The sequence below is a fragment of the Streptomyces sp. NPDC091282 genome, from assembly GCF_044757385.1.
GTDB lineage: Bacteria > Actinomycetota > Actinomycetes > Streptomycetales > Streptomycetaceae > Streptomyces > Streptomyces gramineus.
Genome location: NZ_JBIVUX010000001.1, coordinates 949,316 through 969,441 on the forward strand (window position 1 = coordinate 949,316; position 20,126 = coordinate 969,441).

The 20,126-nt window shown below is 70.7% G+C and carries 20 protein-coding genes and 2 tRNA genes; 6 read left to right on the plus strand and 16 right to left on the minus strand.

Going from position 1 to position 20,126, the window contains the following annotated elements:
* The first annotated feature begins 233 nt into the window (after positions 1–233).
* Both ACIQOE_RS04300 and ACIQOE_RS04305 read left to right on the plus strand, forming a co-directional pair.
* The gene (locus ACIQOE_RS04300) at positions 234–1,529 is read left to right on the plus strand and encodes a cytochrome b/b6 domain-containing protein (RefSeq protein WP_401409576.1); all 1,296 of its coding nucleotides are present in this window, start codon (positions 234–236) and stop codon (positions 1,527–1,529) included.
* Positions 1,526–3,136: an NADH-ubiquinone oxidoreductase-F iron-sulfur binding region domain-containing protein gene (locus ACIQOE_RS04305; protein ID WP_351940256.1), complete on the plus strand. Its 1,611-nt coding sequence runs from the start codon at positions 1,526–1,528 to the stop codon at positions 3,134–3,136. The genes ACIQOE_RS04300 and ACIQOE_RS04305 overlap by 4 nt, the downstream gene beginning before the upstream one ends.
* A 189-nt stretch (positions 3,137–3,325) precedes the next feature.
* Here the strand turns inward: ACIQOE_RS04305 and ACIQOE_RS04310 are convergent.
* Positions 3,326–3,398 (minus strand) — tRNA-Ala (locus ACIQOE_RS04310).
* Between the two features lie 113 nt (positions 3,399–3,511).
* On the opposite strand from ACIQOE_RS04310, the gene ACIQOE_RS04315 reads away from it, so the two are divergent.
* Positions 3,512–4,723 carry a glycosyltransferase 87 family protein gene (locus ACIQOE_RS04315; protein ID WP_401409578.1) on the plus strand — a complete coding sequence of 404 codons (1,212 nt, stop codon included), beginning with the start codon at positions 3,512–3,514 and terminating at the stop codon, positions 4,721–4,723.
* On the opposite strand, the gene ACIQOE_RS04320 is transcribed toward ACIQOE_RS04315, so the two are convergent.
* The 3 genes from ACIQOE_RS04320 to ACIQOE_RS04330 form a co-directional block, all read right to left on the minus strand.
* Entirely contained in the window at positions 4,702–4,935 is a 234-nt protein-coding gene (locus tag ACIQOE_RS04320; RefSeq protein ID WP_006136074.1) for a hypothetical protein, read from the minus strand. The two genes, ACIQOE_RS04315 and ACIQOE_RS04320, sit on opposite strands and share 22 nt — an antisense overlap.
* 3 nt (positions 4,936–4,938) lie before the next feature.
* The gene (locus ACIQOE_RS04325) at positions 4,939–5,112 is read right to left on the minus strand and encodes a hypothetical protein (RefSeq protein WP_351319477.1); all 174 of its coding nucleotides are present in this window, start codon (positions 5,110–5,112) and stop codon (positions 4,939–4,941) included.
* A 68-nt stretch (positions 5,113–5,180) separates the two neighbouring features.
* Positions 5,181–6,650: an MFS transporter gene (locus ACIQOE_RS04330; RefSeq protein WP_401409580.1), complete on the minus strand. Its 1,470-nt coding sequence runs from the start codon at positions 6,648–6,650 to the stop codon at positions 5,181–5,183.
* A gap of 123 nt (positions 6,651–6,773) precedes the next feature.
* Between ACIQOE_RS04330 and ACIQOE_RS04335 the strand changes: the two genes are divergently transcribed.
* Positions 6,774–7,685, plus strand: coding sequence for a helix-turn-helix transcriptional regulator (locus tag ACIQOE_RS04335; RefSeq protein WP_351319473.1), 912 nt, complete (start codon positions 6,774–6,776; stop codon positions 7,683–7,685).
* 60 nt (positions 7,686–7,745) lie between these two features.
* On the opposite strand, the gene ACIQOE_RS04340 is transcribed toward ACIQOE_RS04335, so the two are convergent.
* From ACIQOE_RS04340 to ACIQOE_RS04370, 7 genes are all read right to left on the minus strand, one after another.
* A tRNA-Ala gene (locus tag ACIQOE_RS04340) sits at positions 7,746–7,818 on the minus strand.
* Positions 7,819–7,951: 133 nt separating this feature from the next.
* Entirely contained in the window at positions 7,952–8,620 is a 669-nt protein-coding gene (locus ACIQOE_RS04345; protein WP_401409582.1) for a histidine phosphatase family protein, read from the minus strand.
* Positions 8,620–9,063, minus strand: a complete 444-nt coding sequence (gene rsfS, locus ACIQOE_RS04350; protein WP_351319469.1) for a ribosome silencing factor — start codon at positions 9,061–9,063, stop codon at positions 8,620–8,622. The genes ACIQOE_RS04345 and rsfS overlap by 1 nt, the downstream gene beginning before the upstream one ends.
* A 103-nt stretch (positions 9,064–9,166) precedes the next feature.
* Positions 9,167–10,909, minus strand: a complete 1,743-nt coding sequence (locus ACIQOE_RS04355) for a LytR C-terminal domain-containing protein (protein ID WP_401409585.1) — start codon at positions 10,907–10,909, stop codon at positions 9,167–9,169.
* A gap of 25 nt (positions 10,910–10,934) precedes the next feature.
* Positions 10,935–11,627: a nicotinate-nucleotide adenylyltransferase gene (gene nadD, locus ACIQOE_RS04360; protein WP_351319465.1), complete on the minus strand. Its 693-nt coding sequence runs from the start codon at positions 11,625–11,627 to the stop codon at positions 10,935–10,937.
* A 69-nt stretch (positions 11,628–11,696) separates the two neighbouring features.
* A complete protein-coding gene (locus tag ACIQOE_RS04365) occupies positions 11,697–11,864 on the minus strand; it encodes a hypothetical protein (RefSeq protein WP_351319905.1) in 168 nt (55 codons plus the stop codon).
* Between the two features lie 166 nt (positions 11,865–12,030).
* Positions 12,031–12,192: a hypothetical protein gene (locus tag ACIQOE_RS04370; RefSeq protein WP_351319463.1), complete on the minus strand. Its 162-nt coding sequence runs from the start codon at positions 12,190–12,192 to the stop codon at positions 12,031–12,033.
* Positions 12,193–12,293: 101 nt separating this feature from the next.
* On the opposite strand from ACIQOE_RS04370, the gene ACIQOE_RS04375 reads away from it, so the two are divergent.
* Complete coding sequence (locus ACIQOE_RS04375) at positions 12,294–13,436, plus strand: M48 family metallopeptidase (RefSeq protein ID WP_351319888.1); 1,143 nt, start codon at positions 12,294–12,296, stop codon at positions 13,434–13,436.
* A 95-nt stretch (positions 13,437–13,531) separates the two neighbouring features.
* Here ACIQOE_RS04375 and ACIQOE_RS04380 read toward each other — a convergent pair whose 3' ends face one another.
* The 5 genes from ACIQOE_RS04380 to proB form a co-directional block, all read right to left on the minus strand.
* The gene (locus ACIQOE_RS04380) at positions 13,532–14,602 is read right to left on the minus strand and encodes a hypothetical protein (RefSeq protein WP_401409587.1); all 1,071 of its coding nucleotides are present in this window, start codon (positions 14,600–14,602) and stop codon (positions 13,532–13,534) included.
* A gap of 89 nt (positions 14,603–14,691) precedes the next feature.
* Complete coding sequence (locus tag ACIQOE_RS04385; RefSeq protein ID WP_351319459.1) at positions 14,692–15,294, minus strand: hypothetical protein; 603 nt, start codon at positions 15,292–15,294, stop codon at positions 14,692–14,694.
* 139 nt (positions 15,295–15,433) lie between these two features.
* Positions 15,434–16,720 (minus strand): glutamate-5-semialdehyde dehydrogenase, encoded by a 1,287-nt coding sequence (locus ACIQOE_RS04390; RefSeq protein ID WP_351319457.1) that lies wholly within the window; start codon positions 16,718–16,720, stop codon positions 15,434–15,436.
* Between the two features lie 87 nt (positions 16,721–16,807).
* Positions 16,808–17,236: a hypothetical protein gene (locus ACIQOE_RS04395; RefSeq protein ID WP_351319455.1), complete on the minus strand. Its 429-nt coding sequence runs from the start codon at positions 17,234–17,236 to the stop codon at positions 16,808–16,810.
* A gap of 124 nt (positions 17,237–17,360) precedes the next feature.
* Positions 17,361–18,488 (minus strand): glutamate 5-kinase, encoded by a 1,128-nt coding sequence (gene proB, locus ACIQOE_RS04400; protein ID WP_362646422.1) that lies wholly within the window; start codon positions 18,486–18,488, stop codon positions 17,361–17,363.
* A 213-nt stretch (positions 18,489–18,701) separates the two neighbouring features.
* Between proB and ACIQOE_RS04405 the strand changes: the two genes are divergently transcribed.
* A complete protein-coding gene (locus ACIQOE_RS04405; protein WP_401409590.1) occupies positions 18,702–20,105 on the plus strand; it encodes a polysaccharide pyruvyl transferase family protein in 1,404 nt (467 codons plus the stop codon).
* The last annotated feature ends 21 nt before the right edge of the window (positions 20,106–20,126 follow it).

The following is a 20,126-nucleotide window of genomic DNA, read 5'->3' on the forward strand; positions in this document are numbered from 1 at the left end:
AAGCCGCGACGCGCTTACGTATCAACGGTTGACACGTACGTCCAAGGCGACAATCAGGACGAAAGTTGAACCAGGTTCAAAACTTACTTCGCGTAACAACCGCTAAGGGACATCACACGACTCATATTGCCCTTTGATAACAACGCAATAACTCAAACCTCGTACTGATCGGTATGGCGCCACTTAGGCTGCGGCACCGGGACCGCTTTCCCGAACTGCTCGGAGTTGCCCCCATGAACCCTCGTCGTAGTAACAGCTCGCTCCCCAAGCCAGGCCGTTCGGTCTGGGGGGTGGCGTCCGCTGTCGTTCTGCTGCTCATACCCGTGGTCGTGCTGACCGGTGGCAGCCAGTTCCAATCGTTTCTGAACTTCGGCGCGGGCGTGCTGTCGCTCGTCTCGCTGAGCTGTTCGGTGATCTGGGGTCTGATCGCACAGGACCGCATCTTCCTCAACACCCGCCAGCGGATCGTCGGACAGGCGGTCCACCGGACGACCGCGGTCGCGTCGATCGCGTTCCTGCTGGTGCACATCGTCACGAAGATCGCCCTCGATCACACCGTCGTGATCGCCGCGATCATCCCGTTCTCGCTCGGCGTCACCGGAAGCGCCGGCCTGATCGGGCTCGGCTCGCTGGCCGGACTGCTGATGATCTTCGTTGGCGTCACGGGTGCCCTGCGCAGCAACTTCGCCGCGCCGGCCGTGGTGGCGGCCCGCTGGCGGGCCATGCACATGCTGGCCTACCCGGCCTGGTGCGCCGCACTGATCCACGGTCTGTTCGCGGGCCGTGCGGCGAAGCCCTTCTTCATGATCTCGTACGAGCTCTGCCTGGTCGGCGTGATGGCCGCACTCGCGCTGCGCGCCGCTCCGCGCCCGTTCAAGCGCAAGGTCGCCGACCGTCTCGTCTCCGTTCTGGGCAGCTCGGAGCGCCCCGAACTGGACGACCTGGACGCCAGCCGTGCGCGGATGGGCGAGTCGGGCCTGTCCGGCTACGACGGCGGTCGCGACCGTGACCGCGAACCGAGGTCCTCACGGGCCGGCGCCTCCGCGCCGCAGCCCAACCCGCTCTTCCCGACCGGCACGCCCTCCGCCGAGCCGGCCTCCGGCTTCGCGGCCGCCTACCGTGCCACCTCGCCGAGCCAGCCCCAGTCGCCGTTCGCGTCCGGCCAGACCGCGCGCATGGAGCGGCTGGATCTCCAGGCCACCGAGTCCTTCCCGCGCGCGGACGGCCCCAACAGCACCTCGGGCAGTTGGCCGGTCCCGTCGCCGCCGCCGGTCGGCGAGGCGCCGCCGTCGGCGTACGACCCGCTCCAGGACACCGGATACAACATCCCGGTCTATGGCAATCCGGGCGCGACCGGAACAGGCGGACGTGATGTGTACGACACGGGTGAGACGAACGCCCGCTATGGCACGTACAACTCGAATGACACGTACAACAGCGGTCCCGCCAACGAACCAGCGCCCGGCGCCTCCTACGACGCACCGGGTTCGGGCGAACCTTGGAACACGCCTTCCGGAGGCTATAGGTGAACGAGGCCCTGCCCGACGTACCAGAAGTCCGAGTGGTCGGCCTTCCACAGCTCACGTCGGGTTTCGACCTTGTCGAAAGGCTCGATCTGCCCATGCACCTCAAGGTGCACGGGCCGCTTGAGCCCTTGGGCGGGGAGCAGCTCGCGCAGCTCTCCGAACGCATCAACCTGAAGGGCCGCGGCGGCGCGGGCTTCCCCTTCCACAAAAAGCTGCGGTCGGTCGCCGAAGCGGCGATCAAGCGCGGCGTCCGGCCGGTGGTCGTCGTCAACGGCAGCGAGGACGAACCCGCCTGCCGCAAGGACACCGTGCTGATCAACCGTGCCCCGCATCTGATCCTGGACGGCGCGTTGCTGTGCGCCGAGGCGCTGGGTGCCCGCACGCTCGTGGTGGGGGTCACCCGGGAGTCCACTCAGCGTTCCATGGAGCAGGCGCTCGCCGAACGTGGCCTGAGCACCGGTCGCCGTTCGGCTCTGAAGGCGTTCGTGCAGCGGAATCCGGTCCGCATGGTCACCGGTGCCGCCGCGTCGCTGGTCCGCTCGATCGACGGCGGCCCTGCCATCCCGCCGGGCCGCAAGACCAGCGCCTCCCAGAACGGAGTCGGCGGCGCTCCCACGCTGCTGTCGAACGCGGAGACGTTCGCGCAGCTGGCGATCGCCGCCCGGATCGGCCCGGAGCGCTACGGCAACACCGGCCTGTACGACGAGCCGGGCACCGTCATGCTGACGGTCTCCGGCGCGGTCGCCCGCCCCATGGTGATCGAGGTGCCCACAGGTGTGCCGCTGCGCTACGTCCTGCAGCTGGCCGGTGCTCCGCCGGTGCCGCAGGGTGTGCTGACCGGCGGCTACCACGGCAAGTGGATCGACGCGGCCACGGTCAACGAGGCGATCGTCTCCCGCAACTCGCTGGACGCGGTGGGCGGTGCGCTGGGCGCCGGCGCGATCCTGCCGATCACCCAGGACACCTGCCCCCTGGGCGAATCGCTGCGGGTCGCCCAGTGGCTGGCGGAGGAGAGCGCGGGACAGTGCGGTCCCTGCTACCTCGGCCTGCCCGCGGCGGCACGCGGCATGGAGGACATCCTCAACGGCGGCGGCCCGGCCGCCCTGGAAGCCCTCAAGCAGGTCGCCAAGAACGTCAAGCGGCGTGGTGCGTGCTCGCATCCGGACGGTTCCGCGATGTTCCTGGAGTCGACGATCAAGGCGTTCACCGACGACCTGGCCGCGCATGTCCTCGGAAACGGCTGTGGACGGCCCGTGGAAGGCGTTCTGCCGCTCTTCGAGGGCGGGAAGACGCCGACCGGCATCCCTGGCGGCGCGGAGCCCGAGGAGGCCGGCGGCAGTCGGCAGAAGATTCACGTGGACTGGACGCTGTGCCGGGGTCACGGTCTGTGCGCGGACATCCTCCCGGAGGTCTTCGAGCTGGGGGCGGACGGCTTCCCGACGGTGGCGCAGGCGAAGGTGCCGCGCTTCGCGGAGGCCAAGGCTTTGCGCGCGGTGCGCCGCTGCCCGGCGCTCGCCCTGCGTCTTGAGGAGGACACGCGTTCCCAGGCTCCGGCCAAGAACCTGCCGGTCCTCTCGCAGGGCCGCGGCCGTCGCGCCCTCGGCCGCTGATCGCACGGACACCACCTGGTGTGTGCGGGCCACCCGGCCGGGTGGCCCGCACACACCAGGTCACATCTCTCCGGGTACCCGTTTTCGTTGTTTCCGTGTTTCTGCCTGACGCCGACGACGCAGGCACAAAAGTCGCCCGGCAACGCAGAAAGCGGACCATCCATCCGGATGATCCGCCTTCGACTCCTGTGGAGCTAAGGAGAATTGAACTCCTGACCTCCTGCATGCCATGCAGGCGCTCTACCAACTGAGCTATAGCCCCGTGTTTCGCTCCGCCCGGTTTCCCCGGCGGCGACGCCAACATTACACGGTCGACCGGGTGCATCACCAAATCGTTTCCGTTGTGTGCGGATACGGGCGCTAGTGTCGGACTTCGTGACCGTGATCGTGTTGTCCGAGACCCGGCGCCGCGCGCCGGTGGCCCTGGGGTTCTGCCTCTTGTCGTTCACGGCGTTCTGGGCGGCCCAGCGGGCCGCGCACGTGTCGATGATCGACCTGATGGTCTACCGGGCGGAGGGCACGACGGTCCTCGCGGGCGGCGACCTCTACGCGCTGCGGACGACGGCCGCCCATCTGCCGTCCACCTACCCGCCGTTCGCGGCGCTGCTGTTCACGCCGCTGACCCTGCCGGACGTCGCGACCCTGCGGACGCTGGCGACGGCCGGGAACCTCGTTCTCCTGATGGTGTTCGTGGCGCTGTCGCTGCGGCTCGTGGGACACGCGCGCGTGGAAGGCGTGCTGTGGGTCGCGGCGGCGGCGGTGTGGTGCGAGCCGGTGTGGACGACCGTGCGGTACGGGCAGGTCAATCTGCTGCTGGCCGTGCTGGTGCTGTGGGATCTGTCACGGCCAGCGGCCGAACGTCCGGGCCGCTGGGCGGGGGTGGGCGTCGGGCTCGCGGCCGCGGTGAAGTTGACGCCCGCCCTGTTCGCGGTGTTCCTGCTCGTCACGGGTCTGATGGCGCGTCGCGCGGGCCGGGACGGCGGGCCGTGGCTGCGGCACGCGCGCGGGGCGGCGGTCGCCTTCGTGGGGGCGACCCTGCTGGCGGCGGCCGTCCTGCCGTACGACTCGTGGCGGTTCTGGACCGGGATGGTGTTCCGCACGGGGCGGGTGGGGCGGGCCGAGGAGACCGCGAATCAGGCCCTGCGCGGCGTTCTGGCGCGTTTGCTGCACACTCCCGAGCCCGGAGCGCTCTGGACCGCTGCCGCGGCCCTGACGGCCGTTCTGGGGCTCGCGGTGGCGGTGGCGGCGGAGCTGCGCGGCCGACGGGGCTGGGCGGTGGCTGGGTGCGCGGTGACGGCGCTGTTGATCAGCCCGGTGTCCTGGTCGCACCACTGGGTCTGGTGCGTGCCCGTGGTGCTGCTGCTGTGGACGCGCGGACACCGGGCCGTGGCGGCCGGCACGGCGCTGGTTTTCTGCTCGTACGCCCTGTGGTGGGTGCCACACGGGCAAGGAAGGCCCGAATTGCACCAGAACGCCGTGGACTTGGCGTTGTCGGCACTCTACGTGGTCTCGGGACTGCTGTTCCTGGCGCTCGCCCGGACATCGTTGCCGAAGCCGGGCGCCGTTCAGGCCGTGACGAACGAGTAGAACCGTTTGAGCGTGCAGTGTTCCTCGAGGAGACGGCCGTAGATCGGCTCGCCCTCCAGTTCACGGTAGGTCTCGATGGGGTCGCCTTTTATGATCAGCGCCCGCGCGCATTCCTCGCACCAGTACTGGTAGTCGGGGTTGATCGGCTCCATGTCGCGGACGATCGGGGTGCCGCTCCCGCACCAGTCGCACTTCCGCCTGTGTGCACCCATCGATCAGCTCCAGCTGTGGCCGCAGGCCGTGCACACGTAGGAGATCCCGCCGTTGTCGCCCAGTACTTGGGCGACATGGACGGAACCGCAGGAAGGGCAGAGCAGCCGGGTGGTCGTGTCCTGTATCAACGCCGCACCGAGGAGGTGGCCGCCCTCCTCAAGGATGCTCGCAGGCATCGCTACTCCTCCCGTCGGGCCGCGCCCCCTTCCGGCCGTTTGATTCTGCCACGGCCGGACCAATACGGTCAGCGACGCCTCAGTACCAGTCCGGACACGGCACCCGCGGCCGCGGTCGCGGCGAGCGCCCATGCGCAGGCTGACAGCGCCTCCGCAGAGGTATACGCCCGTGGCGCCCCAAGTGACTCAAGCCGGTTCAAGAACAGTGTGCCGAACGCGGCGACACCCATGAGCTGGCCGAGTTGGGTGACGGTCGCCAGGAGACCGCTGGCGTCCGCCGCGTCCTCGGGGCGCACGGTTGCGAGTGCACCGGTGAGTGTGGGACTGAAAGCGAGCGCGAGCCCTGCGCCCACTCCGGCGTACGCCAGATAGAGCCACGCGCCCCCGTCGCCGCCGTCGCGGAGGACCAGGCCGACGCCGGCGACGGACAGCGCGGTCAGCGCGAATCCGGCCGGGGTCAGCGCCCGCTGCCAGGAGGCGGGCCAGCCGCGCCAGGTGAGGGCGACCGCGCCGAAGACGACGGCGGTCGGCGCGAAGGTGAGTCCGGCGCGCTGTGCGCCGTAGCCGAGGCCGGTCTGGACGTGCAGGGTGAGGGTGAACAGGAGTCCGGCGTTGACGGCCATGACGGCGAGGATGCGCAGGACGGCCAGTCCCATGCCGGGGTGGCGCAGGACGCGGGGTGCCACGATCGGGGCGCCGCCGCGCCGGGCGAGTCGCACCTCGTAGGCGCAGAACAGCGCGAAGACGACCACGGCGGCCGCGAGGGACAGCCAGGACCACAGGGGCCAGTCCTCCTCCTGGCCGAGCACCAGCGGGACCGTGAGCAGGGACACGGCGGCCCCGAGCAGGACCAGGCCGGGCAGATCCAGGCCGCGGGCCCGTTCGGGTCCTGATCCGGTGTCCCGGGGCAGGACGCGCCTGCCGAGGACGAGGAGGACGGCGCCGACCGGCACGTTGACGAGGAACACCGGCCGCCAGCCGGTGCCGAACAGGTCCGCGCCGACCAGGACGCCGCCGATGATCTGGCCGGCCGCGGCGCCGACGGCGAGGACCGCCGAGTAGGCGCCGAGTGCCCGGATACGGGCCTCGCCGCCGAAGGTGCGCTGGATGATGCTGAGGACCTGCGGGATCATCACCGCCGATCCGGCGCCCTGCACGAGCCGGAACACGATCAGTTCGGTGGTTCCCTGGGCCAGGCCGCAGGCGAGTGAGGCCGCCGTGAACAGCACCAGTCCGGCGAGGTGGACCCGGCCGTGGCCGAGGCGGTCGCCCAGACGGGCGCCGGTGATGAGCAGCACGGAGTAGGTGATGGCGTAGCCGGCCACGACCAGTTGCAGGTCGGCTCCGGAGGCGTGGAGGTCGGAGCCGATGGTGGGGGCCGCGACGTTCACGATGAAGACGTCCAGCACGGCCATGAACAGGGCCGCGAGGACGACCGCGAGGAGCAGCCGGGGCGGGCCGTCGGCGGTGGGTGCTTCACTTTTCGCGGGAATTCCAGCGGATGCGGAATCTGGTTCCGTCCGGGATGTCGTCGTCATGTTCCGAGCGTGACCAGGGGCCTGTACGGGTGCCGAGAGTCCGCCGATGCTGGTACTGGCAGCACCTGGCAGCGGGCGGGTGCTGCGCGCACGATGGAGGACGTGACGACGGGGGGCGTGACGATGCCGACGACTGCACACCGCCGCAGGCCTGAGCTGGCCGCTTTCCTGCGCAGCAGGCGGGCCCGGGTGACCCCGGCCGACGTGGGGATGCCGCCGGGGCTGCGGCGGCGCACTCCGGGGCTGCGCCGGGAGGAGGTCGCCCAGCTCTCGGGCGTGGGGGTGACCTGGTACACGTGGCTGGAGCAGGGCCGGCCGATCAATGCGTCGCCGCAGGTGCTGGACGCGGTGGCGCGCACGCTGCGGCTGGACACGCCGGAGCGGGAGCATCTGTACCGGCTTGCGGAGGTGCCGTACGCGGCGGCGCCGGAGCGGCTGTCCCGGTCGGTCGGCGCGGAGGTGCAGGGCATCATCGACGCCCTGGATCCGCTGCCGGCGGTGGTGTACACGTCGCGGTACGACGTGCTGGCGACCAATCCGGCCTACCGGGATCTGTTCCTGGTGCCGGAAACGGTGCGGATCGGTGTGCCGAACGTCCTGTGGACGCTGTTCACGGTGTCGGAGGAGGCGTGCCCGGTGGTGCACCGGGAGCGGGAGCTGCCGGTGATGGTGGCGACCCTGCGCTCCAGTTACGGCAGGCATGTCGGCGAGCCGGCCTGGGAGGATTTCGTCCGGGCGTTGTCCGGTGCGAGTGCGTACTTCGCGCGGCTGTGGGAGAGCGGTGCGGTGGCACGGCCGGGGCCGCGGGTGAAGACGTTCCGTCATGAGGCGGTGGGTGAGCTGCGGATGACGTCGCAGTCGCTGTCGATCGACGGGATGCCGGAGTCCCGGATCGTGGTCTACACGCCGGAGGACGAACGGACGCGGGAGCAGGTCGCCTTGCTGCGGCGGCGCAGGCAGCGGTTGTGGCCGGTGAGCGACGACGAGGCCGCCGAGATCATCCATGAGTGGAACACGAAAAATCCCGCCCCTTGAGAGGGCGGGATTCATTCAGCGATCTTCGACAACTCGACTCTTGAGTGGAGTGTCGATCTGTGGAGCTAAGGAGAATTGAACTCCTGACCTCCTGCATGCCATGCAGGCGCTCTACCAACTGAGCTATAGCCCCGCGTGTTCTTCTCGCCGTTTTGCCTGGCGGGGCGAACAAGAAGAACTTTAGCCTGCGACCTGCCGGAAAGTGAAATCCGGGCTCCGGCGCGGGGCGGCCGGAGGGTCGCCGGTCCGCGGCCGGGAGGGACGCGTCAGTCGTCGTCGCCGAGGACGGGCTCCGGGAGGGTGCCCGCGTTGTGCTCCAGGAGCCGCCAGCCGCGTGCGCCTTCGCCGAGCACGGACCAGCAGCAATTGGTGAGACCGCCGAGGCTCTCCCAGTGCTGGGAGTCCAGGCCGAGCAGGCGGCCGATGGTGGTCCGGATGGTCCCGCCGTGGCTGACGACCACGAGGGTGCCGTCCTCGGGGAGCTTCTCGGCGTGCCGCAGCACGACGGGGGCGGCCCGGTCGGCGACCTCGGTCTCCAGCTCGCCGCCGCCGCGGCGCACCGGCTCGCCGCGCTTCCAGGCGGCGTACTCGTCGCCGTGGCGGGCGATGATCTCCTCGTGCGTGAGGCCCTGCCAGACGCCCGCGTAGGTCTCGCGCAGCGCCTCGTCGCGGATCACGTCGAGGCCGGTGAGCTCGGCGAGCTGCGCGGCCGTGTCGGCGGCCCGCCGCAGGTCGGAGGCGACGATGGCGTCCGGGCCCAGGGAGGCGAGCAGCCGGGCCGCGCGGCGGGCCTGGCCGACGCCGGTCTCGGTGAGCTCGACGTCGGTGGAGCCCTGGAAGCGGCGTTCCACGTTCCAGGACGTCTGGCCGTGCCGCCACAGGATGATGCGGCGGCCGCGGCCCGTGCGGTCGGTCACCTCGCCCGTGGCGCTCATCACCACTCCCCGCCGGGCTCACCGTCGGCTTCGGCGGCCTTCAGTTCGGCGTGCTCGGCGGCCTTGCCGCGGGTGGCCTTGGCGTCGGCGGGCAGCTCGATCTCGGGGCAGTCCTTCCACAGCCGCTCCAGGGCGTAGAAGACGCGCTCCTCGCTGTGCTGGACGTGGACGACGATGTCGACGTAGTCGAGCAGGATCCAGCGGGATTCGCGGTCGCCCTCGCGGCGCACCGGCTTGGCGCCGAGTTCCTTCTGGAGGCGTTCCTCGATCTCGTCGACGATCGACTTGACCTGGCGGTCGTTGGGCGCGGAGGCCAGCAGGAAGGCGTCCGTGATCGACAGGACGTCGCTGACGTCGTAGGCGATGACGTCGTGGGCGAGCTTGTCGGCGGCCGCCTGGGCGGCGGCGGTGATGAGCTCGAGGGAACGGTCGGTGGCGGTCACTACATGGCTTTCCGTCGGCGGTCGATTGACCTCAAGGGTCTCACGGACCGCCGGGCGCACCCCACGTGATGGTCGGGTCACGTGGGGTGCGGCGGCCGCCGGCTCAGGAGGAGGACGGCTTGTAGTCCTGGCCGAGGACGACCGAGACGTCGGCGCCCGAGCCGACGGTGCCCTTGGCCACGGCGCCGGCGTCGAGGCCGAGGGTCTTGGCGACCTCGGTGGCGTTCTCCTTGTCGGCGGCGTCGGAGTACAGCACCTTGGAGGCGGCCTCGGTACCGGAACCCGTTCCGCCTTCCAGGAAGGTGTAGCCGCCGTTGACGAGGACCACGCGCGCCTTGTCGGTGTTGTCCTTGACGCCGCTGGCGTTCTGGACGGAGACGCGGACCGCGGAGTCCGCCGAAGGGCTCTTGGCGGTGCCGCCGAGGATGTCCTTGACGACGCTGGAGCTGGTCTGGGCGCTGAGGGTGCCGTCGCTCTGCACGGGCAGCAGGGCTGTCTTGTAGTCGCCGCCCTTGGCGAGGTCGGCGAGCTTGGCGAGGAAGGTGCCGAGGTCTTTGTCGGTCAGCGAGGGGTCGAGGATCTGCGCGAGGGTCTGCACGGTGACCGTGGCGGCCGAGGAGTCCGACGACATCTTGCGCAGCACGCCCTGCATGACCTGTCCGAACCGCTCCAGCTGGGCGTTCTGGGCCTCGCCCGACGCGCGGTAGGTGGCGTAGGCGACGGCGGCCTTGCCGCTGAGGGTCTGGTCCTTGCCCTGGTGGACGAGGGGTGCCTGGCCCTTCTTCTTGGCGTCCGGGTCGGGGACGTCGGTGTTGGTGTCGATGTCGATGTTGCCGACGAGTTCGACGAGGTTCTGCAGGTAGGGCGTGTCCAGGCGCCAGGTGCCCTCGATGTTGGTGCCGAGGACGGTGTCGAGCTGGTCGCGGGTCCCGGAGGAGCCGTCGTCGGTGACCGACTTGGCGAGGGTCGTGGTGCTGCCGTCGTCGTCGGTCATGGCGAGCGCGTTGGGCAGCAGGACGGTGGTGCCCTGTTTGGTGGTGGTGTTGTCGACGAGCAGCACGGTGGAGGTGCCGCCGCCGCTGGTGTTGTGCAGGTGGACGACGACGACGTCGCGTTTCTGGGCGGCCGCGGACGTCGCCGTACCGCCCTTGGCCGCGGAGGAGGACAGTCCGGGGAGTTTTCCGGCGTACCAGAGGTAGCCGGCGCCGCCGACGACGGCCAGGGCGAGGACGACGACCAGTGCGGTCATGCGGCTGCGGGCGCGGCGTTTTGCCTCTTCGCGGCGTTCGGTGCGGTTCTCGGTGAAGTTCAGCCAGTCGATGACGTCCTCGGAGTCACCGTCGGGGGCTTCGACGAACGCGAACTGTCCGGTGTCGTAGTCCCCTTCGTCGCCGGGGGCCTGGCGGGGGCCGGCGGGTTCGTGGACGGGGCCGGCCTGCTGCGGGATGTGCGCGGTCTGCTCGGCCACCCGGGGCTGCCTGCCGCTCGTGGCGGCCTGCCCGTAGGGGTCGTGCACGGGGTGGCCGCCGGTGCCGTACGGGTCGTAGGCGGGCGTGACCGGCTGCTGCCCGGTGTCGTGGGCGGGGTGCACGGGGGCCTGCTGCCCGGTGTCGTACGCCGGCGGGGCCTGCCGTCCGGGGTCGTACGCGGGCGTGCCCTGCCGGCCGGGGTCGTTGTACGGGTCGTACCCGTAGCCCTGTCCGGCGTACGGGTCGCACGTCTGCTGTTGCTGCTGGTGTTGTTGTTGCTGTGCGGGGATCTGGCGGTACACCGGTTGCCCGTACTCGTCGTAGCCGACGAGTTCGTACTGGTCGCTGCCGTAGCCCGCGTCGTATCGGTCGTTCACCGGTGCCCCTCTCGGCTCACTCGCGTCACTCGCCGCGGTACAGCTCGCGCTTGTCGATGTAGCGCACGACTCCGTCCGGCACCATGTACCAGATGGGGTCGCTCTTGGCGACTCTCGCACGGCAGTCTGTGGAGGAGATGGCCAGCGCGGGAACCTCCACCAGCGAGACGCCGCCCTCGGGGAGACCGCGGTCGGTCAGCTGGTGGCCGGGCCTGGTGCAGCCGATGAAGTGGGCGAGGGAGAAGAGTTCCTCCGAGTCGCGCCAGGTGAGGATCTGGCCGAGGGCGTCGGCGCCGGTGATGAAGAAGAGGTCGGCGTCGGGGTTGAGGGCGCGCAGGTCGCGCAGGGTGTCGACGGTGTAGGTGGGGCCGCCGCGGTCGATGTCAATGCGGCTGACGGAGAACTGCGGGTTCTCCGCGGTCGCGATCACCGTCATCAGATAGCGGTCCTCGGCCGGCGAGACCTTGCGGTGAGTCTTCTGCCACGGCTGTCCGGTGGGCACGAACACCACCTCGTCGAGGTGGAACTGGGCGGCGACCTCGCTGGCCGCCACGAGGTGTCCGTGGTGGATCGGGTCGAACGTTCCGCCCATGACGCCGAGGCGGCGTTTGCCGGTGTGCGCGGGGCCCGCGGCTGTGTACCGCGGGGTCGTCACCGTGTCGTCGGCGGCGTCGGCCGCGTCATGCGCCGGACCGGTAGGCATGTCCTGCTCTCCCATGCGTGCAGACCCTACCGGCCCGGCCCGTGGGCCCTGTCCCGAGGACGGGTGCCGGGCTCGGCCGCCGGTTCAGCGGTCGCGGTTGAAACGGGTGGTGATCCACAGCAGGAGCAGCAGCACGATCAGCGCGCCGCCGCCGGTGACGAGCGGGTTGAGGCTGTCGTGGTTGCCGCCGCGCTCCTCGCCCTCGGCGGCGAGGGTGACCAACTGGGCAGCGGCGCTGTGAAGATTCATCATCTGCGGCAGGACCTATCGCGTGTGGACGGGATAAAGACGTCGGTCCATCGTATGCGGGCGGTGCGGCGGCGATCACGCCGACTCCTCCGTTGGGCCGACTCCCCGGCCGTCCCGCCAGGACCACGGGTCACGGCGGCTCCGCCGGGCCGGGAACGATCCCCGTGGCTCAGTCGTCCTTCTGTCTGTACCCGCGCAGCAGGAACCAGGCGGTCAGCGCGCAGCCCAGGAACATGACGATCAGGACGACCCGGAGCAGGTCGCCCGAGCCCTGTTGGTGGGCGGCGCTCGCGGCCTGGGTGAGCCAGGCGGCTCTGGGGTTGGGCTCCATGAGGCACTCCTTCGGCAGTACTGCCCGACCACGGTAGCGCCGCCTAGGCTGGTCCCTGCTTCGGGGGCACGGTGGGCACACTCACGCACATGGGGGATGACATGTCCGACGACGGCCACGAGCACAACGGGGACGGGCGGGTGCCGAGCAGGCAGCGCAGGCGGTTCCCGGGGATCTCCTCGCGCGCGTACGAGCATCCGGCGGACCGTTCGGCCCTGGTGGCGCTGCGCAGGCTGAGCGGTTTCGACACGGTCTTCAAGGCGCTCAGCGGGCTGCTTCCGGAGCGGAGTCTGAGGCTGCTGTTCCTGTCGGACTCGGTCCGCGTGTCGGACCAGCAGTTCGCACACCTGAACGACATGCTGCGGGACGCCTGTTACATCCTGGACCTGGAGAAGGTCCCGCCGATGTACGTCAACCAGGATCCGCAGCCGAACGCCATGTGCATCGGCCTGGACGAGCCGATCATCGTCGTGACCACCGGGCTCGTCGAGCTGCTCGACGAGGAGGAGATGCGGGCGGTCGTCGGCCATGAGGTGGGGCACGCCCTGTCCGGCCACTCGGTGTACCGCACGGTGCTGCTGTTCCTGACGAACCTGGCGCTGCGCGTCGCCTGGATCCCGCTGGGCAACCTCGCGGTCATGGCGATCGTGACGGCGCTGCGGGAGTGGTTCCGCAAGTCGGAGCTGTCCGCCGACCGGGCCGGGCTGCTGGTGGGGCAGGACCTGCAGGCGTCCATGCGCGGGCTGATGAAGATCGCGGGCGGCAACCACCTGCACGAGATGAACGTGGACGCGTTCCTCCAGCAGGCCGAGGAGTACGAGTCCGGGGGCGACCTGCGCGACTCGGTGCTGAAGATCCTGAACGTGCTGCCGCGCTCGCATCCGTTCACCACGGTCCGCGCGGCCGAGCTGAAGAAGTGGGCCGCGTCCCGGGACCACCAGCGGATCATGGACGGTCACTATCCGCGGCGGGACGAGGACAAGGACACGTCGGTCGGTGACTCGTTCAAGGAGTCGGCGGCCAGCTACGCGAGTGACGTGAAGAGCTCGAAGGACCCGCTGATGAAGCTGGTCTCGGACATAGCCGGCGGGGCCGGCGGTCTGGGCGGCCGGGTCAAGCGCGGCTTCGAGGGGTTCACGAGCCCGTCGCCCGGCGGTGCTTCCTCGGCGACGGACGCGCCCCCGAAGGACGACCTCCGGAAGGACGGCCCGGCGCAGGACACCCCGCCGCGCGACGAGGAGTAGGCGGGACGGGATCCGGGCGGGACGAGGGGCCGGCGGTCGCCGGTCAGGGCTTCGGTTCGGCCGCGCAGGTCAGAGCTTCGGTTCGGCCGCGGCGGTCAGGGCTTCGGTTCGGCCGCGGCGGCCAGCGTCCCGCACAGGGCGGCGGCGCTGTCGGTGGCGTACGGGTCGGTGCCCGCGGGGCCGCCCGCCTGGGCCTTCTCGCCGGCCAGCAGCGGGCGCAGGCGGTCGGCGGAGTCCGCGGCGCAGGACAGCGGGCCCGCCTGGACGTAGGAGACGACCAGCTGGGCCTGGTGCAGACGCAGGTCGTCCCGGTCGAAGCGGAAGGTCAGCTCGCGGCGGACGGTGAACAGGGACACCTGGGAGCCGGCCGGTGCGCCGGCGGGCCGCAGCGCGTAGACGAGCGTGTGGTCGGCGGTGACCTGGAGGGTGGCCGAGCCGGTCTCGGTGGCCTGCATGCTGCCCTGGACGCGGATCCTCGGGTCGGCGAGTTCGACACGGGCGGGGTCGAAACGGATCAGCCATCCGGTGGGCGCGTGCCGGCCGTCCGCCGCGGGGTGGTCGAGGCTCTGGTCGAACTGGTCGAGCTGCCGCGGGTCCAGCAGGGCCCGGGCGGGCCGCACCTCGCTGCTGTCGAGGACCTCCGGGTAGAGCGCCGAGCGGACGATGTAGTCCTTGGCCGTGGTCAGGGCGGTGACGACCTGGCTGTCGGAGAAGTGCGCGGTGCCTCGGACGGCCGGCAGCGGTATGCCTTCGGCGCCGGCCTCGTACTGGGCGGCGGGGCTGTGGGCGAACAGGGTCTCCGCGTCGGCGGCGCCGGGCACCGGGCCCTGCGGGGCGAGCGGGACGACGGTCATCCGCAGCGGTTCGACGGGCTGCTGCGCCTCCTGGGTGCCGTAGGGGTGGCGTACGCCCATGTAGATCGCGGTGCCGAAGGCGACGAGTATCAGCAGGACGAGGATCAGGGCCTGCCGGGTGAGGCCCCGGCGCAGGGGCGGGCGGCGGCGCACGGCGGGCGCATGGTCGGACATGCGTTCGTGCGCGGAGGACTCCTGGAGGCGGGCAGCGCGGATGAACGATTCGTCGAAGACGACGGATCGGTATTCGTCCTCACCACCCACGGGGCCGCCCTCGGGTGTCCCCTCGGGTGGGTCCGCAGGCCCGCCCATACTCTCAGAGTAGGTCTCGGAAGCCTCAGGTAAACGCCCAGCTACACGACAACTTCTGACAGGTTCTCACCACAACCGGCCATCGCCGCTCAGGGGGTGCGCGGGACCGCGGAGACCGCCGGCTGGGCCGGCTGGGAGTACTCGGCGGACGCGGAGGGTGCGGCCGCGGTGCCCTGTTCCAGGCCGGTGGAGGGAGGGCGGGGCACCTGGTCGCGGCTGCCGCCCGAGGACGCGCCCCGGTAGACCGCAGCGAAGGCCAGCGCGACCATGCCGATGCCCATGACGACCGCGAGCACCCAGGCCACGGGGCGGTGCCAGCGCACGTTCCTGCCGTAGGCGCTGCGGGCGCCGTAGCCGTCCTCGGGTTCGTCGGTGTCGTCCAGGTCGTCGAGGCCGCCGAGATCGGTGCCGTCCCGGTGGAAGCGGTCCTCGAAGTGCTCGCCCCCGGCGACGGCACGGCGGGCCTCGGCCTCGGAGGCCTCCGCTCTGGCCTGCGCGGCGGCCAGGAGGCGTTCGACCGCGGTCGGCTCGTGGATCACGGCCGCCTTGACGAAGGCCTCGTCGAAGACCACGGCGTCGAACTCCTCGTCCGACATCCCGCGGTCATGGTCGTCGTCGGGCTCCCAGCCGTCAGGGAACGGCGTGCCCCCCACGTCCTCCGGCACGGATCCAGAGTAGACCTGGGGGGTCAATTTGGGCAGACGGTATGGAAATTCGTAGGCCGGTGAGACACCTCTCACGACCGTGCGGGCCCTTCGTACGCCCTGCCGCGCGCCCGCGCGCCGTGGGGCGTGCGCGGTTGGGCCGTTCGGGTGATGCCGACGGTCCTCGTCAGCGGCGGACGTGGCCGTCGCCGGTGACGATGTACTTGGTGCTGGTCAGTTCCGGCAGGCCCATGGGGCCGCGGGCGTGCAGCTTCTGTGTGGAGATGCCGATCTCGGCGCCGAAGCCGAACTGGCCGCCGTCGGTGAAACGGGTGGAGGCGTTCACGGCGACGGTGGTGGAGTCGACCAGCTGGGTGAAACGGCGGGCGGCCTGCTGGGAGGTGGTGACGATCGCCTCGGTGTGCCCGGAGGTCCACAGCCGGATGTGCTCGACGGCCCGGTCCAGGGAGTCGACGACGGCGGCGGCGATGTCGTACGACAGGTACTCGGTCTCCCAGTCCTCCGGGACGGCCTCGACCACGGTCGCCTTGGAGTCCTCGGCGTAGGCGAGGACGCGTTCGTCGGCGTGGACGGTGACGCCGGCGGCGGCGAGGGCGTCCAGGGCGCGCGGCAGGAACTCGGCGGCGATGTCCTGGTGGACGAGGAGGGTCTCGGCGGCGTTGCAGACGCTGACCCGCTGCGCCTTGGAGTTGATCAGGATGTCGATCGCCATGTCGATGTCGGCGTGGGCGTCGACGTAGACGTGGCAGTTGCCGGTGCCGGTCTCGATGACGGGGACCTTGGACTCCATGACGACGGTCTGGATCAGGGAGGCGCCGCCGCGCGGGATGAGGACGTCGACGAGGCCGCGGGCGCGCATCAGCTCGTGCACGGACTCACGGCCCTCGCCCGGCACCAGCTGGACGGCGTCGGCGGGCAGGCCGGCGCCGCCGACGGCGTCGCGCAGGACGCGGACCAGGGCGGTGTTGGACTCGTAGGCGGAGGCGGAGCCGCGCAGCAGGACGGCGTTGCCGGACTTCAGGCACAGGGCGGCCGCGTCGACGGTGACGTTCGGGCGGGCCTCGTAGATGATGCCGACGACGCCGAGCGGGACGCGGACCTGGCGCAGGTCGATGCCGTTGGGCAGGGTGGAGCCGCGGACCACCTCGCCGACCGGGTCGGGCAGCTTCGCGACGTCCCGGACGTCGGAGGCGATGGCGCGGACCCGCTCCGGGGTGAGGGTCAGGCGGTCGATGATCGCCTCGCTGGTGCCGTTCTCGCGGGCCTTGGCGATGTCCTTCGCGTTGGCCTCGACGATCTCGCCGGTCCGGACCTCCAGGGCGTCCGCGACGGCGAGCAGCGCGTCGTCCTTCACGGCACGCGGCAGCGGCGCGAGGTCGGCGGCGGCGGCCTTGGCACGGTAGGCGGCCTGGGTGACCGGGGACATGGCGTCGTACGGCGAGAGCGTGGTCATGGAGGAAGGGTAGTGCGCGCGGGTGCCGCGTTCACGGTTCGTTCCATACCGCGAGACGAGCCCGAAAAGGGTTGATAACGGGCAGGCTCAGAACGGGTGGATACCGACCGGTGTCGCGGGCGGCGGACCGTAGCCCTCGGCGATCCGCAAGTGGTAGGTGGTGCGGTCGATGACTTCGAGGCCGACGATCTCCCAGGCCGGCAGCCCGGCGGTCTGGCGGTGCTCGCCCCACAGGCGCAGCGCGACGGCGGCGGCGTCGTGGAGGTCGCGGGCCTCCTCCCAGTAGCGGATCTCGGCGTGGTCGCACGCGTAGCGGCTGGTGAGGAGGAACGGGTGGTCGTGGGCCAGTTGTTCGAGTCCGCGGCGCAGTTCCGGCAGGGGGACCTCGGCACCGCAGACGCTGAGGGTGACGTGCCACAGGCGCGGCAGGTCCTTCGGCTCCTCGTAGGTGTCCCCGGCCGCGACGCTCGTCAGAGCACCGCGGGACGCCGCAGCCCCAGGGCGCACTCGTCTCACGACGGCCTCCTTCAGCTGTGCTCGTGCGGAACGTGGTCCTGAGACAAAGTTGAGCAGGCCGCAAGGGTTCGTGTGGCGGTTTTACGGAACGTCCCCCACCGGGGGCCGTCGTTACGCCCCGTTTTTACGGGTGGAGGATCACCAGGTCGTCCCTGTGTACGACCTCGCGCTCGTAGGCGGGGCCCAGCTCGCGCGCCAGTTCCCTGGTCGAGCGTCCGATCAGCTGGGGGATCTCCTTGGCGTCGAAGCTGACCAGCCCGCGGGCCACCGCACGGCCCCGGGTGTCGCGCAGTTCGACGGGGTCGCCCGCGGAGAACTCGCCCTCCACGGCGGCGATCCCGGCGGGCAGCAGGGATTTCCGGCCGTCGACGACGGCGGTGACGGCGCCGTCGTCGAGGGTGAGCGAGCCCTGCGGGGTGGAGGCGTGCTGAAGCCACAGGAGGCGGTCTGCGGACCGTTTGCCGGTCGGGTGGAAGTAGGTGCCGGTGTCGCCGCCGGAGAGCGCGTCGGCGGCGTGCACGGCGCTGGTGAGGACGACGGGGACGCCCGCGGCGGCGGCGATCCGGGCGGCCTCCACCTTGGTGACCATGCCGCCGGTACCGACGCCGGCCTTCCCGGTGCTGCCGATCTCGACGCCGGCGAGGTCCTCGGGGCCCTTCACCTCCGCTATCCGCGCGGTGCCGGGCCTGCTCGGGTCGCCGTCGTAGACGCCGTCGACGTCGGAGAGCAGGACCAGGAGGTCGGCGTGGACGAGGTGGGCGACCAGGGCGGCGAGGCGGTCGTTGTCGCCGAAGCGGATCTCGTCGGTGGCGACGGTGTCGTTCTCGTTGACGACCGGCAGGGCGCCCATCGCGAGGAGTTTGTCGAGGGTGCGGGAGGCGTTGCGGTGGTGGGCGCGGCGGCTCATGTCGTCGGAGGTGAGCAGGACCTGGCCGACCCGGACGCCGTAGCGGGCGAAGGAGGCGGTGTAGCGGGCGACGAGCAGTCCCTGGCCGACGCTGGCGGCGGCCTGCTGACGGGCGAGGTCCCTGGGGCGGCGGCGCAGGCCGAGCGGGGCGAGGCCGGCGGCGATCGCTCCCGAGGAGACGAGGACGACCTCCTTGTCGCCGCCGCCGCGGCTCTTGGCGAGGACGTCGACGAGTGCGTCGACCCGGTCGGCGTCCAGGCCGCCGGAGGCGGTGGTCAGCGAGGAGGAGCCCACTTTGACGACGATCCTGCGGGCCTCGCCGACAGCCTGCCTTGCGCTTGCCACGTCCTGTCCCCACTTCCTCGCGCGTGGCAGCAATCTACGCGAACGGGACCCCCGTCCGGCCGGGCGTCCAGCCTCCGGACACGGCGGCGGACACGACGTCCCGTAGTCGCGCGGTCACGTACCGAACAAGGCAAAAAGGTTGTGTGGACTGTCCATAGAAATCGAAACGAACTTAAAGTTAATTTGAAGTCTGTGTCATCTAAAAATCGCAGCATGAAGCGCATCCTGCTCAGGTCGGGCAAGAGCCCCTATGACGTCGTCGGGGTCGAAGAAGCCCTGCACCGGGACGTCATAGCCACCAACTCGGGCAACCTGATCTTCAGCGACGCCGCGCACAAGATCCTGGAGACCCCGGGCACCGAGGTCGTCTCCAACGGCATGCCCTCCGACGTCTCCGCCGCCGGCCGCATCAACGAGCAGTACGACGCCTTCGTCATCCCGCTCGCGAACGCCTTCCGCCCGTCCTTCGAGAGTTCGCTGAAGCGGATGACCCGGCTGATCTCGAAACTGAAGATCCCGGTGGTCGTGCTCGGTGTCGGCGCGCAGACCGGAGTCGGCTACAACGCGGACCGGCTCAAGCGGATCGAGCCGACCGTGCGGGAGTTCTGCGCGGCGGTGCTGGAGCGCAGCGCGTCGATCGGCGTGCGGGGCGAGTTCACCGAGCAGTACCTGAGGGACATGGGTTTCAAGGACGTCGAGACGATCGGCTGTCCTTCGCTGTTCATGTACGGCGACCGGCTGCGGGTGGACAAGGAGGCGCTGGAGCTGACGCCGGATTCGCGGATCGCGATCAACGGCTCGCACAGCGCGGTACGCGCGCAGGGCCTGGACCGGATCATCACGCGCACCCACGAGCGCTACGCGCATCTGCGGTTCGTCGGCCAGAACCTCAGTGACGCACGGCAGTTGCACTGGCGCGACCTGTCGGACCCGAACGCCGCGGTGACCGCGATGCCGACCCATCCGGACCACCCGATGTTCCGCGAGGACAAGGTGCGGGTCTACGTCGATCCCCTCACCTGGATCGACGATCTGCGGTCCTTCGACTTCTCCTTCGGTTCGCGCATCCACGGCAACATCGCCGCGCTGCTCGCCGGTACGCCGGCGACCGTGCTGTGCGGTGACTCGCGGACGCTGGAGCTGTGCCGTTACTTCGAGATCCCGCACCAGCGGCTGGACCGGGCGGTCAAGGACCTCGACTCGGCGGACCCGGCGAAGCTGTACGCGGAGGCCGACTTCGGCGGTCTGGTCGGCGGTCACCGGGAGCGCTTCGAGCGGTTCACCGGGTTCCTCGACCGCAACGGTCTGCAGAACACGTTCACGCACGGCGACGGCGGCGCGGCCTTCGACGAGCGGATGCGCGCGCTGACGTTCCCGGCGGGCATCCGTCCGTGGAACGACGCGGACTTCGCCTCGCTCACCGCGCGGTTCGGCTGGCTGCACAGCCGTATCGAGGCGCTGTCGGTGGACAACGCCCGGCTGCAGAAGGAGCTGGTGCGCTCGGGCACGCGTACCAAGGTGGTCGCCGCGCAGCCGCCGCGGCCCTCCTCGGTGTACCGGCGGGCGCGGCGGGCCGTGGGCAGGCCGATCCGGCGGGCGCTGGGGACGGGTCAGTAGACGTCCCGCCCGGCGCCCGGC